Source organism: Rothia nasimurium, from assembly GCF_928391935.1.
GTDB lineage: Bacteria > Actinomycetota > Actinomycetes > Actinomycetales > Micrococcaceae > Rothia > Rothia nasimurium_D.
The window spans coordinates 313,710-332,576 of record NZ_CAKMTD010000001.1 but is presented as its reverse complement, the minus strand read 5'-3'; the positions used below and the strand labels follow the sequence as shown (position 1 = coordinate 332,576).

The following is an 18,867-nucleotide window of genomic DNA, read 5'->3' as shown; positions in this document are numbered from 1 at the left end:
GTTTGGACCATCTTCTACTCAAAAAGTGCCTCAAATAAGGCGATTTTTGGGCAGAAGATGGTCCAAAGTGAATCTGGTGGGGGAGAGAGGTTACAGCACCTCGGTGACCGTTACCCCGGCGTCCTCAAGCTCCTCGCTCACCTCATCGAGGGCGTCCTCATCAACCGGGGCCGTCAAATCAAGCAGAACCCGCGTCTCATAGCCGGCGTCCACCGCGTCCAGCGCAGTAGCCTTCACACAGTAATCAGTAGCGATACCCACCACATCAACATCGGTGATATCCCGCTCAGCCAGCCAATCATCCAGGGACACCTTGGGGGTATCGTCCTGGGCCGGGGCACCGGCCTCGCGCTCGCCGGTCATCACAGAATCCTCGGGGGCCAGCAGCCCCTCAAAGCCCGAGTAGGCGGCCTCAAACTCGCCCTTACGGAAGTAGGCCTCGATGTAGTCGGTATCAAGATCCTCGTGTAGCTCAGCGCCCTGGCTCTCAGCCTTGCAATGAACCGGCCAGGAGTCCTTGAAATCAGGGTTTTCTGAAAAGTGGGTACCGGGGTCTACATGCCAGTCCTGGGTAGCAACAATTGCCTCGTAGTCGCCGTGGTGGTTCTCTACATATTCGCTAATGAGGGCAGCAACTTCTGCGCCCCGATCGGTAGCCAGCGAGCCGCCCTCACAAAAATCGTTCTGGACATCGACGATAATGAGTGCTTTTGACATCAGTAAAATCCTTTACAACGAAGAGACAAATTCAGTGGGGATCACCGGGTCGCCGGGGGAGAGACGGGCGGCCGCCGGAGGCAGCTCCTCCAGTGACCGGGCATGACGCTCTGCAGCCCTCCGGACCCCCTCAGCCCCGGTAAAGCCAGGCTGGATCTCACCGTCAACCACCAAATCAACCATCAGGGGGCGGTCGTTAGCATCGGCAGGTGCTGCAGCGTCAACTCCAACCACCTCAGCTGTGGCAATGCCACCAGCATTCAGGCGGCGTACAGCTGTTTTCTTCCCCCCAACAGATCCCTTGCCCGAGGAGGCTTTAGCGACCGGTTCCATCACTCCATCAGAATTTTCGCGGAGGACAACCTTGTAGACCATTGAAGAGGTCGGCACCCCAGAACCAGTTACCAGTTTGGTGCCAACGCCATAGGAATTGACAGGGGCAGCAGCCAAGGAGGCGATAGCGTATTCATCAAGATCTGACGTCACAGTAATCTTGGTTTTGCTGTTCCCGAGGGAATCGAGCAACTGACGGACGGCCGCTGCCTGGGCGACCAAGTCCCCAGAATCAAGACGGACGGCCCCCAGCTCGGGCCCAGCTAGTTCAGTTGCTAGCTTCACGGCCTGTTCGACGTCGTAGGTATCAACCAACAAGGTGGTACCGGCTCCCTGGGAGGCAAGCTGGGCGCGGAAGGCGTCCTCCTCCGAATCATGGAGCAGGGTGAAGGCATGGGCGCTGGTTCCGAGAGTATGCAGGCCGTACTGACGTCCTGCTTCCAAGTTAGATGTTCCAGCGAATCCAGCGATAACAGCTGCCCGGGCTGCTGAGACAGCAGCCTGCTCGTGAGCTCGTCGGGAGCCCATCTCGATGCAGGGGCGGTTACCTGCTGCAATGGTCATGCGGGAGGCGGCTGTGGCAACAGCTGAGTCGTAGTTCAGAATCGAGAGAATAAGTGTTTCAAGCAGGCAGGCTTCTGCGAAGGTCGCTTCAACCTGAAGGACGGGGGAGTAGGGGAAGAAGACCTCGCCTTCAGCGTAGCCCCGAATAGTTCCGCTGAATCGGAAGTTCCGCAGGTACTCGATGGTTTCGTCGTTGACGACCTTGCGCTGGGCCAGGTAGTCGATTTCTTCAGGGCCGAAGGTGAAGTTTTTGAGGGCCTCTAGGAGGCGTCCTGTCCCGGCAAGGACGCCGTAGCGGCGGCCACCTGAGAGACGGCGGGTAAAGACTTCAAAGACGGTTTTACGGTGGGCAGCCCCGGACGCGAGGGCAGCCTGGACCATGGTGAGTTCGTAATGGTCTGTGAGGAGCGAGGTTTTCTGAGTCACGGTACTACTCTAATGGTTTGGTGCTCGTACCTGCTAGTGAGCATCTATGATAGTAAGGGTAGGGGTAACCTTCAGTGGGTTCTACTCTGACTTAGATACAAAAAGTTAGACCGGGAGCTGATGTTTCTGATGTGTTCGGTGGTGAACGCTGATCTGTCGAGTGGTGGGGTAGATACCCTGCCTGACCTTGAGCGGTCTGTTTTTGAGGACTCAGCTATCAATAGCCAGGCCCCCTGGACGGTTATTGTGTGGGATGACCCCGTGAACCTGATGAGTTTTGTGACCTATGTGTTTAGAACCCAGTTTGGCATGAGCAAGGAAAAGGCCCACGAGCTGATGCTGAAAGTCCATCACGAGGGTAAGGCCGCAGTGTTCAGCGGATCCAAGGAAGAAGCTGAACAGCACACTACAGCCCTCCACACGTGGGGATTGTGGGCTACGTTTGAGCAGGCAGGGAACTAGAGACATGGCAAAGCCTTTTACCTACACGCCCCGGGGCATCACCGCTAAATTCTCGGAGGAAGAAGTCAGTATTCTCACCCGCCTCTTTGAGGACGTAGCCTTGACCCTCGAACCTGATCTGGACCCGGAGGCAGACCCGCTAGCGGTTATGGTGGGTATCTCTGAGTCGGCAGCTGTTCCAACAGATCCGGCAGTTGCCAGAATGCTACCGGTCGCAAGCGATGATCCGGAAGTCGCCGACGAGTATCGTCGGTACACTGACCTCTCTCTGAGGCAGGCGAAAAGAGCCAATCTCACCCTGGCCGCCATGGACCTCCAGGCCGGAACCGTCACTTTAACAACGGACCACGCCAGGGCCTGGGCGGCGGCCCTCAACGACGTCAGGCTCACCCTCGGAACCCGCCTCAACATCAACCATGCAGAGGACGCTGAACGGATCGCGGAGTACCGGGACTGGGATTCTGTAGAAACAACAGAAGACTACATGGGTTTGATCTACAACTTTCTGACCTGGATCCAGGACAGCCTGATGGAAGCGCTGACCCAAAGTTTTGAAGATGGAGAATAAGGCCCACCCAGTACGTTTTATGACGTCCTGAAGACTGTCTACCCGTGATGGTCAACTCAATATGTTGTGAAGGTGCCAACGGAACCCACCAGGGCACCAAAAGTTAGCTAGTGTCAGGTCTACCATGAGTGATATGAACCCCACCCTTGTTACCCCCTGGGGGTCCCAGGTGCTTGCCGAGCCCACGGCCAGCGCCCCCATTGGTGTTTTCGACTCCGGAGTGGGCGGACTTACAGTAGCCCGAGCCATCATGGACCAGCTGCCCCACGAATCAATCATTTACGTTGGGGACACCGCCCACGGCCCCTATGGGCCCCTGACCATTGCCCAGGTGCGTGCCCATGCCCTGCGCATCATGGATGAACTGGTGGACTCAGGCGTCAAGCTCCTTGTGATTGCCTGCAATACGGCCTCGGCCGCCGTCCTGAGGGACGCCCGCGAACGCTATACCCGCAAGTACGGGATCCAGGTGGTTGAGGTGATTCAGCCTGCTGCCCGACGGGCTGTGGCTGCCACCCGCAACCGAAAAATTGGGGTGATTGCTACTGAAGCGACCGTGACCTCCCGGGCCTACGAAGATACTTTCTCGGTCATGAGCGACCTTGAAATTTATTCTGTGGCCTGCCCCCGCTTCGTGGAATTTGTTGAAAAGGGCATCACCAGCGGCCCCGAATTACTGGAAACCGCAGAAGCCTACCTGGCCCCGCTCAAGGAAGCCGGGGTAGATACCCTGGTGCTTGGCTGCACCCACTATCCCCTGCTGACAGGCGTGATTTCCTACATTATGGGGGATGACGTTACCCTCGTATCCTCCTCCGAAGAGTCTGCCAAGGATGTCTACAAGGCCCTGCTCAAGGCGGGTCTTGAACGTCCGGCCACCCTCCCTCCCTCCCACGAATTTTTGGCAACGGGCGAAACCGAACTCTTTGAGAACCTGGCCCGCCGCTTCCTTGGACCGGAAGTAGCGACCGTCCGCCACACAGACTCGGTGGCTGAACGGTTCCCCACCGGCTCCCTTGCCGTGATCCCCCCAGAGCTCATCAAGCCACAGGTCAATATCACCACCCCACACTAATCTTTCCCCTAGATGCACAGACCAAAGGAATCGACCCATGCAACTGACAGTCATAGGCTGCACCGGCTCCTTCCCCGGGCCAAATGCTGCAGCAAGCTGCTACATGGTCTCAACCATCGACGACCTAGGTAAAACCTGGCGGATCATCGTTGATATGGGCAACGGTGCCCTCGGTACTCTCCAGACTCACATCAATCTTGAAGATATCGACGCTATTTTGATTTCCCACCTCCATCCCGACCACTGTATTGACCTTTCTGGTCTGCACGTTGCGGTCAAGTGGAACCCGAATGGTTGGTCAAAGGGACCCATCCCCCTGTATGGTCCCAGCGATATTCACCAGTATCTTGTGAACACCCACGGCCTGCCCCTGGAACCGGGTATGCACACCGAGTTCGAGTTCCATGAGTGGTCTAACCACTCTGAGGTGAAAATCGGTCCCTTTACCGTCACCCCGCACGTCGTTGTTCACCCCACTGTTGAACCCTACGCCCTCCGCATAGAATGTGAAACCAGCGAGGGTAAAACCGTACTGACCTACTCCGGCGACACGGATTCCTGCATCGGTCTGATCGAGGCTGCCCGCGGGGCCGACCTCTTCCTCTGCGAAGCCGCCTACCAGGAAGGACGCGATGACGCCTTGCGTGGAATCCACCTCACCGGCAAACGGGCGGGGGAAGCTGCCGCTGAGGCAGGCGTCCGCAACCTCCTGCTCACCCACCTACCCATCTGGACCGACCCCGCCATCGCCCTGGCAGAAGCCCGTCAAGTTTTCGACGGCCCGATCTCCGTTGCTGAAGCGTCTGCAACCTACCGGGTCAACCCCCGCAGGAGCCCCGAAGAATACGCCGCTAACCCGCAAACCACCACCCTCAATGTCATTAGCCGCCACCACGGCTAAACCCACCCCAGGACACGGCCAACTGGCCTAAGCCACCTGCCCCCAACCCACCCCACCACCCACTAGGCTGATAGGTATGACACACCCCATGGCAGAAACCACCACCGTCCTCCGCGCCGACGGCCGCACCCCAGACCAGCTCCGTCCCATCACCATCACCCGGGGCTGGGCCAAGAACGCAGAGGGATCTGCCCTGATTGAGTTCGGTAACACCCGGGTTCTCTGCACCGCCTCCTTTACCGAGGGCGTGCCCCGCTGGCTCAAGGGCCAGGGCACCGGGTGGGTGACGGCTGAATACGCCATGCTCCCGCGAGCCACCAACACCCGCAACTCCCGCGAATCCGTCAAGGGGAAGATTGGCGGCCGAACCCACGAAATTTCCCGCCTGATCGGCCGCTCCCTGAGGGCTGTCATCGACACCGCAGAACTTGGGGAAAATACCATCGTTCTTGACTGCGACGTCCTGCAGGCCGACGGCGGCACCCGCACAGCAGCTATCACCGGCGCCTACATTGCCCTGGCTGACTCCATCGCCTGGGCCGTCCGGGAGGGAATTATTTCCTCCAAGGCTAAGCCCCTGACCGGCTCCGTCTCCGCTATTTCTGTGGGTATCATCGACGGCACGCCCATGCTTGACCTTCCCTATGAAGAGGACGTCCGGGCTGAAACTGATATGAATGTCGTGGTCACCGGGGACGGCAAATTCGTTGAAGTTCAGGGAACCGCAGAAGGGGCCCCCTTCGACCGCGATGAACTCAACTCCCTCCTCGATTTGGCCCTCCACGGTACCGCCCAACTGGCCCAGATTCAGAAAGAAGCCCTGGAATCCTAATGCCTGCAAAAATCGTTCTCGCGACCCAGAACCAAGGAAAACTCCGCGAATTTCGTGAACTGTTGCGCGGAGCCATTGAGGGGCTGGACGTCGATACTGAGGTCATTGACGCCGCTTCAGCAGGCGCCCCGGACGTGGTAGAAACCGGCCTTACCTTCGCTGAAAACTCCCTCCTCAAAGCCAAGGCTGTCGCGGAGGCCACCGGCCTCATTGCCGTAGCTGACGACTCAGGTCTCTCCGTTGACGTCCTGCACGGTGCCCCCGGGATTTTTTCAGCCCGTTGGGCAGGCCAGCACGGGAACGACACCGCCAACCTCAACCTGCTCCTGGCCCAACTATCTGACATCCCCTCCCAGCACCGGGGAGCTAAGTTCGTCTGTGCCGCCTCCATGGCCGTCCCCGGTGGAGAAACCGCCGTGGAACACGGCGAGTTACCCGGCACCCTGACAACCGAACCCAGGGGAGAGGGCGGCTTCGGCTATGACCCGATTCTCGCCCCGAGCGGTTTCACCGGCGACTACGAGGGACTCACCTGCGCCCAAGTGCCAGCAGAGATTAAAAACTCCATGAGCCACCGGGCTCAAGCCCTGGCCAAGCTGCTGCCCCACCTCAAGGCAGCCCTGGAACGCTAACCCACCCCACCCCCGTCCGCACAGAAGGTACCCTATGGCAGCGCACCTTGCACAACTGGAACAAATGAAGGCTCTTCCGGTCGTGACAGCCGTTATGGACCAAGCCGGCCTTAATATCCCCCCAGAGCGGTGGGATATCCGCACGACCGGGAGCGCCCACCTCATCGTCAATATGGGGGCTGAACTCAGTGTGCGCATCGCCAAAACCCAACAAACAGGTCACCTCGTGGCCCGTAGGACAGAGATCCTGCGCCGTCTACCCCACAACCTCCCCTTCGAAGTGCCCCGGCCCATCACCCGGGTCATTACCCGCAACGGTTATACCGCTGTTGGGCTGACCTGGATTAAGGGAGAACCCCGCCTGCAGGGGGCAGCCCCACCCAAGCAGCTGGCTACCCTCATCAAAGCAATTCACGGGATTGACTACGGGGGGTATGGGCCCTACCTCGACATGGTTCACGAGCATTGGGGAGGACGCGATAACTGGGACGACTACCTCAAGTCCCAGGTTATTCCGAACCTTCTCCGCTCGGCCCAAAAGGTTGCCCTGGCAGCCATTGACAGCGTCCTGGCCCTCGAACCTGTTGAACCCTGCCTAGTTCACGGGGATTTGGCCGGTCACAACATCCTCTGGAACGGCGATAAACTCGTAGGCGTTATCGACTGGGATCACGCCTCAGTGGGGGACCCCGCTATCGACCATGCCTCCCTGGGCAACTATTATGGCTGGGATTCCCTGGCCAAGGTCCTCAGCCCCGACCAGCTCAACCGGGCCACCATCGTGGCCCGGCTGCTGCCCCTGCAATCCCTGGCCTATACCATGCGGAACGGGATGGGAGGCGCTATCGAACGCCTAGCCATCGAACGGGCCGACGAATGGTACCTGGAGCACAGGGACCGCATCCTGGGCTAAAGACCTAGCTGCTTAAACCAGGCGGCTTCGACAAGTTCAAGAGCCGCGAGGGCATCGAGCATGGGAACCAGATGCTGGGGGAGGACGGCATCCGTGAAACGGGCTCCGAGGAGGGAACCTACAAGGGCACCTAGGGAATCAGAGTCCCCATCGATAGCGATTGCTGCCCCGACCGCCTTCAGGAAAAGGTCAGGACCGACCGTCTGCTCCCCGTCCTCAACAGCCTTCTCAGCAGCCAGGGCCACCCAGAGGGCATACCCCAGGCAATCTGGTGCAAGCACCAGATCCCCGAAAAGGTCCCTTGCCTCGGCACCTGTGAGGCTATCGTCCACAGCCCTCAGGGCCTTCTGCAGGGCCCCGCTGGTCAGAGCCCCTGAACCCGGGAGGGCCTGGGAATCCTTGACCCCGGCCAGCCACCTGAGAACCTGCTCAACAGCTGCCCGCAGCGGCAGAGTAAGGGCAACCTGCTGGGCGCCCAGGAGGTAGCGGACGAGGAGGGCGTAGGCGCTGGCAGAAACAATAGCCTCAGGATGGCCATGAGTTAGGGCTGCCGCGTGGGCTGACAACTTAATGACTGTCGCATCATCCTCAACCGGGAGGTAGCCAAAGGGGGCCGACCGCATCAGAGCCCCGGTACCAAGGGCCTGGGGGTTCACATTCTTTGAAATAAACTGCATCTCCCCCTCAGCCAGGGCAGCAAGGGTAGCCTTTCCCGGGCCACGACTTACCGTCATCACCTCACACTGGTTCAGGGGCCGGGGCAGGGAGAAGGGGGCTGCCTCTGGAGCAGGATGCCCCGTCCCCGTGTACCAGCGCAAGTATGACAGCCAAATACAGGCTAGTTCGTCGGCTGCCTGGCCCTCATTGTTCCATTCCAGGACTTCGGTCAGGCCGTCCAGGGTGGAGAGGGTGAGCTGGGTGTCGTCAGAGACCAGCAGGGGCTGCTGGGCCAGGGCAGGAACCAGGTCATCAGGCTGGTTGACGCCGAAGGTATCAAGCATCTGGGCTAGGGTGAAGGTCTCCACAGGGTACCCCAGGGCATCGCCCAGGGCAGTGCCGTACAGGCTCCCGCGCAGGGCTGCCCGGTAGGTGGGGGATAGGGCATTAGGTGCTGGAAAAACAGGGCTCATACCCCCTATTCTAAAACCCTGCTCCTGCCAGCCCTATTAGACTGGGTGTATGCGTATCTTGCACACATCAGACTGGCACCTTGGCCGGACCTTCCACGGAACGTCCTTGCACACCACCGCAGAAAAGGTACTCGACGAACTCATTGACCTTGTCAGCGAACAAGACATCGATGTCGTTCTCATCAGCGGGGATGTCTACGACCAAGCCCAGCCCCGGCCAGAAACCGTACAGTTGCTCGATCGCGTCTTCACCCGTCTCATCTCAGCTGGCACCCAGGTGGTCGCAATCAGCGGCAACCACGATTCAGCCGTTCGACTCGGCTTCGGCTCCTCCATGCTGGCAAACGCCGGCCTGCACCTTATCACTTCCATCGAGCAGGTTGGCTCCCCGGTTGTCCTAGACAAGGACGGGGTGCGCGTCGGCTTCTACGGCATCCCCTACCTTGAGCCGCGCCCAACGGCAGCAGCCTGGGGAACAGAAGCCAGCCACACCGCCGTCCTGACAGAAGCCATGCGCCGGATACAAAACCACGCCCAGGAGCAAAACTACACCGCCACCATCGCCCTAGCCCACTGCTTTGCAACCGGCGGTGAAGGGTCTGACTCAGAACGAGATATCAGCGTCGGAGGGGCCATCAGTGCCCCGGCCTCCCTCTTCAGCCCCATGACCTACACCGCCCTGGGCCACCTCCACGGCAAACAGACCATCACCGATACCGTCAGGTATTCAGGGTCCCTCCTGGCCTACTCCTTCAGTGAAAAACACCACCGCAAGGGCGCCTGGATCATTGACCTCGATCCCCAGGGGCAGGCCACCATCACCGAATACCACTGGAAAACCCACCTCACCCTAGCCACCCTAAAAGGGACCTTAGAAGACATCCTCTCCGAAGAGAACAGGAACCGCTACAAGGACGCCTTCCTCAGCATCACCCTAACGGACCCCGAACGTCCTGCCAAAGCCCTCGACCACCTCAAAGCAGCATTTGAGAACGTCCACGAACTCTACTTCTCCCCAGAAGGGGCAGCAGAGAAGCCAACCCACACCTACCGGCGATCTGCAACCACCCAAAGCACCGAAGAAATCTGCGACGCCTTCTTCAACCACGTGCGGGAACGCCACCTCAACGACGAGGAACGAACCTACCTCCGCTCAATCCTTGAAGAAGTGCGCGTCAAAGGAGCATCAGCATGAGACTGCACCACCTCAAACTCACAGCCTACGGCCCCTTCCCCGGAACCGTCAGTATCGACTTTGACGACCTCAACCGCGAAGGACTCTTCCTGCTCAACGGGCCCACCGGATCAGGCAAATCATCCATACTTGATGCCATCTGTTTTGCCCTCTACGGCCGAACCTCGTCAGGTCGGAGCGACCTCAAATCCCGCTTCGCAGACCCCACCACCACACCCGAAGTAGAACTGACCTGCAGTATCGGCGCAAACCGGTACCGGATCGTCCGCAACCCAGAGTTCACCCGGCCCGGGAAAAGGAAAAATTCCGGCCTTCAAAAAGAACACGCCAAGGTCCTGATCCAAACCCTCGACCAGGCCAGCGGGGAACCAACAGACGCCCCAGCCATCACCCGAATCGACGATGCCGCCGCCTTCATGATGGCTGCCATTGGCCTGAACGCAGCCCAATTCAACCAGGTTATGCTCCTTCCCCAGGGGCAGTTCCAACAGTTCCTCACCGCCTCATCAACCGACCGGGAAAAGCTACTTCGCCAACTCTTCGGGGCAGCCGACTACCAGCAGATCGAAGAAACCCTGAAGGAACACGCACGAAAAGCAAGCACCACCGCAGCTGAAGCTGCCATCAAGCTGGACGCCGACATGAACCGTGTCCAGCGGGCGATGGCCACCGCCTCCCTGGAACGGACCCGGGAACTCCTCGGACAGCCCCACCCCACAGACCCAACTATTTACCCTGGTGACCCAGTCCCAGAAAAAACCCAAGAAACACCTGAACAGCTGCTGGAATCTGCAAGGAGCTTCTCCACAGACCTCACAGAATTACTCACCCAGCTCGACTCAGCCCTCAACCAGCACACCGGCCTCCTGGACCAGCTGACCCACCAGACCCGGCAGCTCAGCCAGGAAATAGAAGCCTGGCAGGAATACCAGAAGCTCACCGCCCTCCATGCCACCCTCCAGGCTCAGACCGAGACCATCAACCAGCAGGATCTAGCCCTAGCCCGCCACCGGGAAGCTGCCCAGATCCGTCCCTACATCACCCACCTCAGCCGAGCAGAAACAGCCCTGGCTGAGGCCCGACAGCGAGCAGGACAAGCCCGCACAGCTGCCGCAGACGCCATTACATCAGCGCAAGCGAACCTGACAGACCAAGCCCTAGAAGCTGGCCTGCTCGCCGACGCCGCCACACTGATCCAGGGGGAACTAACCGAACCAGCCCTCTCCTCCTTCACACAACAGGCAAACGCCGCAACCCAAGACCTGGCCACCTTCCAGCGGGACGAACTCACCCTAGCCGCCACCCGCACAAAACTCCAGAAAGCCCAAGAAGACCTCGTCCAAGCCACCACCAAGCTAACGGCCGCCCAGGAAACCCAGCACACCCTCGAAAAACAACTCGAAGCAGACCGGGCTGCCTATGAACAGGTCGAACAAGCCCCCGCCCGCTACGAAGCAGCCGAAACGGCCCTGGCCGCAGCTCAGAAGGCCGTCGCCGAAGCCAAGAAACTCACCCAGGCCCGCACAACTGCAGAAACAACAGCAAGGGCCGCCCAAGAGGCCGAAGAGAACCGTCGTCAGGCAACCCACCACCACGAAACCCTCCTCAGGCAACGGTTCGACAACGCAGCCCACACCCTGGCGCTGGCCCTCGTCCCGGGAGAACCCTGCGCTGTCTGCGGGTCACCAGAACACCCCAACCCCGCCTCCCACACAGGCCGGGAAGTGACGAACCAAGAAATAGAAAACGCCCAGAAAGCCAGGGACGCAGCAGAACAAGCAGCCAACACAGCCCTAGCCCAGCACGCCACAGCACGCGGTGCCCTCACCCAACTCATCGAGAACCAGACCCCTGAGCCAGACACAGCACAAGCAGGTCTCACCGCCGCCGAAGCCGCCCTAAAAGAGGCACAGGCGGCCCTCACCCAGCGCCAAAAACAGGCTACCCGCATCACAGAAACCGAGAAGAAACTACGGCAGGCAACCGACACCCTCAACTCCCGCCACCAGGACATATCAGCCTGCCAAAGCCAAATCACAACGCACCACTCAACCATCGAAACCCTCCAAGAGGTCCTAGAACCCCAGCACCAGCAGCTACCCTTCGACCAGCGGATAACCCAACTCAACCAGATCAGCCACCAGCTCTCCCACGTGCTCTCCACCCAGGCAGAACACGACCGCCTCACCGCGCAAGAGGCCACCGCCCGCCAAGAACTCGACACCCACCTGAGCGAATCGACCTTCACCACCCCAGCCGAGGTCACCGACGCAATCCTGCCCCAGCCCACAGCAACAGCCTATGAAAACGCAATCACCGATCACCGTGAGCAAATCCTGTCCCTAGAAACCCTCCTCGCTGAAGAAGCCATGGTACGCATCAGCGAACTCCACCAGGCCGGAGAAACCGCACCCGATCGAACCGAACTAGACCAGCTCAAGACCCAGCAGGCAAAAGCCAGCCAACACCGCGACCAACTCCTCACCCATACCACACGCCTCACCGCAACCAGCGAGGAACTCACCGCCTCAATCGCCGCCCTCACCGCAACCCACCAAAAACAACAGCACCTCATCGAAGACGCCCACCTCAAAACCCAGCTATCAGACGTCGCTAACGGCCTCAGCACCGACAACCGACTCCGCATGACCCTATCCACCTACGTCCTAGCCTTCCAACTATCAGAAGTAGCAGAAGCCGCCAGTGAGCACCTCCAACGCATGACCCACGGCCGCTACCGCCTAGAACACACCGACGAATCCGACGGCCGCAACCGCAAATCCGGCCTCGGACTCAACGTCTTCGACGCCTGGCACAATGCCTCCCGCAAACCAGACTCCCTCTCCGGCGGAGAAACCTTCATGGCCTCCCTCGCCCTCGCCCTCGGCCTAGCCGACGTCGTCCAACAAAACCACGGCGGAATCGACATCGACACCCTCTTCGTCGATGAAGGCTTCGGCTCCCTCGACGACGAAACCCTCGAAGAAGTCATGGCCACCATCGACGGCCTACGAGAAGGAGGCCGCGTCATCGGCCTCATCTCCCACGTCGCCGAAATGAAAAACCGCATCACCAAACACGTCCAACTAGCAACCACCCCCCAGGGGTCCCACCTCATAACTGACCAAGGAGCCCAGTGAGCCCCCATCGGAACCCCAACAACAGGAGCACCTCGCCCCTAGCCGGAATCGGCTACCGACGACACCGCCGGCGCCCCCTAGAAGCCACCGAAACACTCGGCTCCAGCATGAAGGACGGAGTCGGCCGCCTCGGGGTCTCAGCCAAATACGCCCGCACCCGCATCCAAGGGATCCTCCTAGCCCACGGGTGGCGCTTCCTCGTCTTCTCCCTGCTCATGCGCCTACCCACCGCAATGGTCATGCTCGCAGTCATGATGATGCTCTCCGACCAAAACCGAGAAGCAACCCTCGGGGGATACGCAGCAGGCACCGTCGGCCTCGGCGCCGCCCTCATGATCCCGGTCTACCGATCCATCTCAGACCGGTGGGGCCAACGCAGAATCTTCTTCACCATCACCCTACTCAACATCATGGCCCTCCTCTGGCTTATGCTCGAATCCCTCCGATTTAGCGAAACAGCCAACGGATCCATCACCCGATTCCTCATCGCCTGCGCCCTCTCAGGACTCACCACCGTCCCGCTCGGAACAGTAATGCGAAGCTACTGGTCAGCTGAGTACCAGGCCACCAAAGACCGCCGAAAACTCAACGCCAGCATCTCCCTGGAAACCATCTTCGACGTCACCGCTATTCCCGCAGGAGCCGCCCTCGCCGGAATCACCACCCTAGCCCTAACAGCCCAATTCACCCTCTTCGCCGTCATCCTCATCAACGTCCTCGGCCTCCTCATGCTCCTCTGGAGACCAGAAAACCTTCCCATCGAAACCCGCGTCGTCTCCGACAACCCCCGCAAGCCCCTCCGCGGCGGCAACCGAAGCCTCATCTGGATCCCCCAAGTAGGCAGCGTCTTCCTCGGCCTATCCCTCGGAGCAACCCAGGCCTCCATCGTCTCCTTCACCATCTCAACCGACCAGATGGAAGTCACCGGCTTCCTCATCGCCCTCCTCGGCGTATCAGCCGTAGCCGCCGCCCTCTTCGTCATCTTCGAACGCCTTCCCATGTTCGGCTGGAGCGCCTGGATCATCAGCGGAATCTTCCTGACCATCACCTCCATGATGCTCTCCCTACCCGTTTCCACCTTGGGCATGATCCCGGCCCTCATCGGCATGGGCCTGGCCTACGGGATCTGCCTGGTCACCATGGACTCCATTACTGCCAGCCTCACTGCCCGCCACAATCTGGATTTGGCGCTCGCAACCCTCCAGGCCAGCTCCCTGGGCGGGATTGCTGTGGGCTTCGTCTGGGCCGCTGACCTCAGTGGCCTCTACAACTACCAGGTCGCCCTTTTGGTACCTATTTTGGCTGCCGTGATTTACTTCTGCTTCGGCCATCTGTACGGCTTCCGCTGGCGCCGGGCCTACGAGGAGCGCCTGAGCCTGCTGTAGGCCTACCTGGTGGCAACAGAAGCGGCTCCGGTACCGTGCAGGTACCGGAGCCGCTGGGTGTTTTGTCGGGGTTGGTGGTGAGGAATTGGGTACGTTCTTGGGTGTTCAAGTTGCTGATAGTTTTAGCAGCTTTTGTCAGTCCCTCGGGGCCTAGCTCCTTGTAGAGGTTTCGGAGGGCTTTGAGCTGGTCTGGGTTTTTACTAGCTTGGCGTCTTTGATGATTTGCCACCTGGTGCGGGGTGGGGGCGGAAACTGGGGTGCGTTGAAGGGTCTGCCTTAGATCCCTGTGATGAGCTAATGCAATAGTCCTGCGGGTATTGGGGTCACTGGTGTCGCACGTCAGTAGGGTACAGATGTGTTCGATTAGGGCCGTTTTGGGATTGGTCATGTGGTGTTCCTCCTTGTAGCTGGAATATAAAAGTGATGCGAAATGATGAAAGCCGTGCCCTCATACGAATATAAGGGCACGGCTTTACTACCAGGCTTAAAGGTAAGAGACTGGAAGCTATTGACTAAGGTCTAGCCCCTCAATACCAACAATGTCAGTATCTGAAAAAGGAACCTGCCAATAACCAACATCCACTGTCACCGTCTGACCCTCTAAAAGGTCAATACGATCAGCAACTTCGTCATGGTTCAGTCCATTGCGGGGGCCGTAATATCTCATCCCGCCGCAGTCAGGGCTTTTAACATAAATATAATAACTACTAGAGGAGGACTTGGAACCAGATGAGCCCGCAGCTGCCCCTGAAATGGTGCATTCTTTTTCGTAATTGAAGATTTTGTTGAAGGGGGTGGCGAATAATAGTGTAGTGATACTAAATACCATAGGCCCAATAAGTATGACAGATCCAATAATCGCTAAGAGACGCTCCCCACGAGTAACAGGCTTCTCAACTTTCCCCTCGTCCTCTTTTTCTAATGTATTCTCGGTATTCATTTGCACTACTCCTTACTTTCGCGACTTAAATCCAGGCCTTCAATGCCAACAATTACTGTGGTAGAAAAAGGTAACTGCCAGTAACCAACATCTACTGTCACTGTTTGGCCTTTAAAATCACGAATACGTTCGACCACCTGGTCGTCTCTGAGGCCATGCTGGGAGCCTTTGAACTCGAGGTCTGAACAGTCTGGGCTTTGGATATAGATATCTGATGATGAGTTATATGATTTTGCACCACCTTTTGCACCGATTACTGCTGTGATAGTACATTCTTTCTCGTAATGGAAGGCCCGGTTAAAGGGTGTAGAGAAGAGTACCCAAGCAACGCCCAATACCATAGGTAAGCCAAAAACCAATACGAAAAGCCCCGCCCGAATACGCTCCCCACGAGTAACAGGCTTTTTAGCTTTCTTCTCATCTCCATTTTCTAATGGATTCTCGCTATTCACTTACATTACTCCTAACACTCTCATCCACAAGAACTTCAACTACCAATCTCACGCCACCAGAGCATCAGAGGGTATCACATCAACCCTGTGCCATGTTGCCTACAGCTGGAGGTATCTACGGTTCTATTGATGATTGTAGGGCGAAAATACCAGAAAATAAGATATTTCCCTAAATTCTATTTCATATTCGCAGGCGAGATGGTGGGGTGAATACTATCCGCTTAGTATAGATCGACTTGTTGAAAAATTACTAAAATGCCAGAATTCCTTATGGGTGATTGCTGAAATTATACTATAGAATTTCAGCAGGTTGCAATTTTTTACATATGTTCAAAAATTCTATAAATCTATCTTCGGTAAATACCGCTTGAACTTGATTATCTTTCATGCCCATAAAGGTAAGAACCCAACGGTCTGCGGGGATGCCTCTGGTGATATCCCCAAAATATGTATCTTGAGCTACGCTTTTCACGTGCGTTAGAAATACATCGCCAACGTTTGAGTACGTTGCAACGATATTTATATTAGAAACATCTAGGTTGGAAACACTGAAAATGGCCCATCCATCCCATGTTTCTACCCTGATGCAAGGAATCTTAACTTCTGACCTGAATAACGGTTTGAAGGTATGGGTAAAAGTCGATATCTTTAACTCTTTTCCGTTGGAATCTTTAAATATACACATTTTTTACTTTGAACTTTTACGAATAAAGCAGATTGAAGCTAGGGATCCAGTTAAGAACGCGAAAAAAGCGGTTAGGCCATATTTTGAGTATTCAAACAGAAGGTGGTCTGAAAAGGGTAGTGCCACCAATGGAATAATCATTACTGAAATTATTAATTTTTCAGGAATTAGCGTGGTGTATATCAAACCTACCGCAGATACGGCAGTGAAAACTTTTATTCGGCCCGCAAAATCCCCAGCCAAAAATGAAGGAAGCAGAACTATGTAGGAAAAAATAAATAAAATAATTGCAGCTGCCTTGAGATTGTCTGAAAATTTACTGGTGAATTTCATCTGTACCCCATCCAATAATTACTTCTTATACTCTCATTTATTATAGCATTTTCCACCGATTCACTATCTGATGGGATACCCTTCGAGATCAGCAGCTTTAGCTTCATAAGGCCATGTGAACAAGCGGATTGGCCCAACATAAAAACGAACTTTCTCGTTCTTTTTCTTATTCAATTCATCGGCTAGATCCTGTGCTGTATCAAAACCATCGTTGTGTATTCGTACAAAAACAATAGTTCCGCACTCTTGTGTTTCAACAGTCACGCTTGGGCTTGAAGCCGAGGTTTTCACGCCACCGCCTCCGTTACTTCCAGTAGCACTGATGACCGTGCAATCAATAGGGCGATCGAAGTTTAAATTAATCAGATAATACCCGCCTGTAATAATCAAAAACCCAACAAGAATAAAAGTGAACAATTTACCGCCAGGTCTATGATTAGTTTCCTGCTTTACGAGCTGATTATTTTCTTCATTGTTGTTTTTCGTACGCTACCATCTTTCACTCTATTAGCACACCTGGAATGCCGCCTGGTTGGTTACTAGTAAAAGAAAAGGAAGTAGCTACTCAACAAGACACCGGCACATCACAAACCTACAAACGATACCCATACCCCAACGCATAATCCCCCTCAGCCGGTAACTGAAAAGGAGGGAACACCAACACCACCTGTTGACCCCGATACCCATCCAACTCAGCAGCCATCTCATCCCAAGACCTAGCAGGAGAAGGAGACAAAACTTTCGATACATAGACAGTTCCGCACTCCTGTGTACGAATCTTCAACTTAGTGCTGGAAGTTGATCGACCACCGGTACCACTACGACTACTTGAAACCTCAGCAGAGACAATGGTGCATTGCTGATCCACAGCATTAGCCTGCCGGTACTTCTCCCCCAACGGTATGCCTACAAAGATCAACAAACTCAAAATGGTAAAAATAATCGACAAAATAGTTCCCCGACGAGAACCAGCCTGCGAGCTACTCTTACTCTTTTGCATCATTATTCCCATATCTGTCTAGGTGTCGCCACCCGAATACTATCAGTAGCACCAGAACTCACCATCCTAGAACCACCACTCACAGCGGACTTGACGCCACCCTTCAAAGCATTGTCTTCATCTCTTCTTCCTGGGGAGGCACCGCATACCCGTACCCCAGTGCGTAATCTCCCTCAGCCGGTAGCTGAAAGGGCGGGAACACCAGCGTAACCTGCTGCCCCCGATACCCATCCAACTCAGCAGCCATCTCATCCCAAGACCTAGCAGGAGAAGGAGACAAAACTTTCGATACATAGACAGTTCCGCACTCCTGCGTACGAATCTTCAACTCAGTGCTGGAAGTTGATAAACCGCCAGTGCCACTGCGATTATTGAAGACTTCCGCAGAAATGATAGTGCACGTCTTATCGATAGGATTCTTTTGGCTATATGCGTTATACAACGGAACGCCAATCATAGATGAAACACTAAGGAACACAATGCTCAACAGGCAAATAGTAACCCACTTTCTGGGCTTTCTATTTCCTTTTTCATTTACTGCACCGGTATAAAATATGCTTGTTTTTCTACTCATTAAGACAACACCCTATAAAACAAACCCTAATCCTTCTACCCGATCCCCCTCAGCAGGTAGCTGAATAGGTTCAAAGAGCAAGGTCATTTTCTGACCTTGATGCTTATTCACTTCATCTGCCATCTCTTGCCAAGAGGCACGGTACCCAGGGTCTGCGACACTCGAGATATAGACGGTTCCACAATCTGAAGTATGGATTTTGAGTTTGGTACTGGAGGTAGCGATTCCACCGGTGCCACTACGGCTGCTGGAAACTTCAGCTGATTCGATAGTACATTCACGGCTGACTGGGTGTGTCGTGTTGTACCAGTTAAACAAAGGATACCCACCAAAAATAAGAAGAGCTACACAGAGTCCTATTCTCGAAAAAACCTTTTGTTTCTTAGTCTGTCCCGCAGGCATTCTTTCTTTTCCCATAACTTTATTCACCACCAGGTCGAGGAGTTGCAAGTCGAATACCATCAATGACTGAACCTCAACGGAGCAAAGCGATGTTGGTATCCGTATAGGGGGCTTGGAGGACTCCGGCTAGCACTTGGCAACCGTCTTCATCCAAGGTGAGGTCAGTCAGGTCACGAGCTAGTACATTATTGCGGGTATCACAACCATT

At 56.2% G+C, this 18,867-nt stretch carries 18 protein-coding genes; 11 read left to right on the top strand and 7 right to left on the bottom strand.

Annotated elements, in window-relative coordinates:
* Positions 1-90: 90 nt before the first annotated feature.
* The gene (locus L7A15_RS01585) at positions 91-717 is read right to left on the bottom strand and encodes an isochorismatase family protein (RefSeq protein ID WP_237207955.1); all 627 of its coding nucleotides are present in this window, start codon (positions 715-717) and stop codon (positions 91-93) included.
* Between the two features lie 12 nt (positions 718-729).
* Positions 730-2,040 (bottom strand): nicotinate phosphoribosyltransferase, encoded by a 1,311-nt coding sequence (locus tag L7A15_RS01580; protein WP_272878632.1) that lies wholly within the window; start codon positions 2,038-2,040, stop codon positions 730-732.
* Positions 2,041-2,178: 138 nt separating this feature from the next.
* On the opposite strand from L7A15_RS01580, the gene clpS reads away from it, so the two are divergent.
* The 7 genes from clpS (at position 2,179) to L7A15_RS01545 (ending at position 7,423) form a co-directional block, all read left to right on the top strand.
* Positions 2,179-2,502 (top strand): ATP-dependent Clp protease adapter ClpS, encoded by a 324-nt coding sequence (clpS, locus tag L7A15_RS01575; RefSeq protein WP_423816682.1) that lies wholly within the window; start codon positions 2,179-2,181, stop codon positions 2,500-2,502.
* Positions 2,503-2,506: 4 nt separating this feature from the next.
* Positions 2,507-3,070, top strand: coding sequence for a DUF2017 domain-containing protein (locus L7A15_RS01570; RefSeq protein ID WP_237207954.1), 564 nt, complete (start codon positions 2,507-2,509; stop codon positions 3,068-3,070).
* 133 nt (positions 3,071-3,203) lie between these two features.
* Positions 3,204-4,145 carry a glutamate racemase gene (murI, locus tag L7A15_RS01565; protein ID WP_237200412.1) on the top strand — a complete coding sequence of 314 codons (942 nt, stop codon included), beginning with the start codon at positions 3,204-3,206 and terminating at the stop codon, positions 4,143-4,145.
* Between the two features lie 37 nt (positions 4,146-4,182).
* Positions 4,183-5,046 carry an MBL fold metallo-hydrolase gene (locus L7A15_RS01560; protein ID WP_237200413.1) on the top strand — a complete coding sequence of 288 codons (864 nt, stop codon included), beginning with the start codon at positions 4,183-4,185 and terminating at the stop codon, positions 5,044-5,046.
* An 88-nt stretch (positions 5,047-5,134) separates the two neighbouring features.
* Entirely contained in the window at positions 5,135-5,878 is a 744-nt protein-coding gene (rph, locus tag L7A15_RS01555; RefSeq protein WP_237207953.1) for a ribonuclease PH, read from the top strand.
* Complete coding sequence (gene rdgB / locus L7A15_RS01550; RefSeq protein ID WP_237189647.1) at positions 5,878-6,510, top strand: RdgB/HAM1 family non-canonical purine NTP pyrophosphatase; 633 nt, start codon at positions 5,878-5,880, stop codon at positions 6,508-6,510. Before rph ends, rdgB begins: the two co-directional genes overlap by 1 nt.
* Before the next feature lie 34 nt (positions 6,511-6,544).
* Positions 6,545-7,423 carry a phosphotransferase gene (locus tag L7A15_RS01545; protein ID WP_237189648.1) on the top strand — a complete coding sequence of 293 codons (879 nt, stop codon included), beginning with the start codon at positions 6,545-6,547 and terminating at the stop codon, positions 7,421-7,423.
* Here the strand turns inward: L7A15_RS01545 and L7A15_RS01540 are convergent.
* On the bottom strand, positions 7,420-8,553 hold the full coding sequence (locus tag L7A15_RS01540) for an ADP-ribosylglycohydrolase family protein (RefSeq protein ID WP_237207951.1): 1,134 nt from the start codon (positions 8,551-8,553) through the stop codon (positions 7,420-7,422). The genes L7A15_RS01545 and L7A15_RS01540 overlap by 4 nt on opposite strands.
* A gap of 49 nt (positions 8,554-8,602) precedes the next feature.
* Between L7A15_RS01540 and L7A15_RS01535 the strand changes: the two genes are divergently transcribed.
* From L7A15_RS01535 to L7A15_RS01525, 3 genes are read left to right on the top strand one after another with little or no spacing between them, the layout of a single operon-like run.
* Complete coding sequence (locus tag L7A15_RS01535) at positions 8,603-9,748, top strand: exonuclease SbcCD subunit D (protein ID WP_237189650.1); 1,146 nt, start codon at positions 8,603-8,605, stop codon at positions 9,746-9,748.
* Complete coding sequence (locus L7A15_RS01530; RefSeq protein WP_237207950.1) at positions 9,745-12,888, top strand: AAA family ATPase; 3,144 nt, start codon at positions 9,745-9,747, stop codon at positions 12,886-12,888. The genes L7A15_RS01535 and L7A15_RS01530 overlap by 4 nt, the downstream gene beginning before the upstream one ends.
* A complete protein-coding gene (locus tag L7A15_RS01525) occupies positions 12,885-14,273 on the top strand; it encodes an MFS transporter (RefSeq protein WP_237207949.1) in 1,389 nt (462 codons plus the stop codon). The genes L7A15_RS01530 and L7A15_RS01525 overlap by 4 nt, the downstream gene beginning before the upstream one ends.
* 505 nt (positions 14,274-14,778) lie before the next feature.
* On the opposite strand, the gene L7A15_RS01520 is transcribed toward L7A15_RS01525, so the two are convergent.
* Positions 14,779-15,213 (bottom strand): hypothetical protein, encoded by a 435-nt coding sequence (locus L7A15_RS01520; protein ID WP_237207948.1) that lies wholly within the window; start codon positions 15,211-15,213, stop codon positions 14,779-14,781.
* Positions 15,214-15,218: 5 nt separating this feature from the next.
* Positions 15,219-15,665 (bottom strand): hypothetical protein, encoded by a 447-nt coding sequence (locus tag L7A15_RS01515; RefSeq protein ID WP_237207947.1) that lies wholly within the window; start codon positions 15,663-15,665, stop codon positions 15,219-15,221.
* Between the two features lie 539 nt (positions 15,666-16,204).
* Here L7A15_RS01515 and L7A15_RS01510 point away from each other — a divergent pair.
* The gene (locus L7A15_RS01510; protein ID WP_237207946.1) at positions 16,205-16,618 is read left to right on the top strand and encodes a hypothetical protein; all 414 of its coding nucleotides are present in this window, start codon (positions 16,205-16,207) and stop codon (positions 16,616-16,618) included.
* A gap of 128 nt (positions 16,619-16,746) precedes the next feature.
* Here the strand turns inward: L7A15_RS01510 and L7A15_RS01505 are convergent, their stop codons facing one another.
* Positions 16,747-17,100 (bottom strand): hypothetical protein, encoded by a 354-nt coding sequence (locus tag L7A15_RS01505; protein ID WP_237207945.1) that lies wholly within the window; start codon positions 17,098-17,100, stop codon positions 16,747-16,749.
* A 1,169-nt stretch (positions 17,101-18,269) separates the two neighbouring features.
* Positions 18,270-18,707 (bottom strand): hypothetical protein, encoded by a 438-nt coding sequence (locus L7A15_RS01500; RefSeq protein WP_237201175.1) that lies wholly within the window; start codon positions 18,705-18,707, stop codon positions 18,270-18,272.
* Positions 18,708-18,867 lie beyond the last annotated feature (160 nt).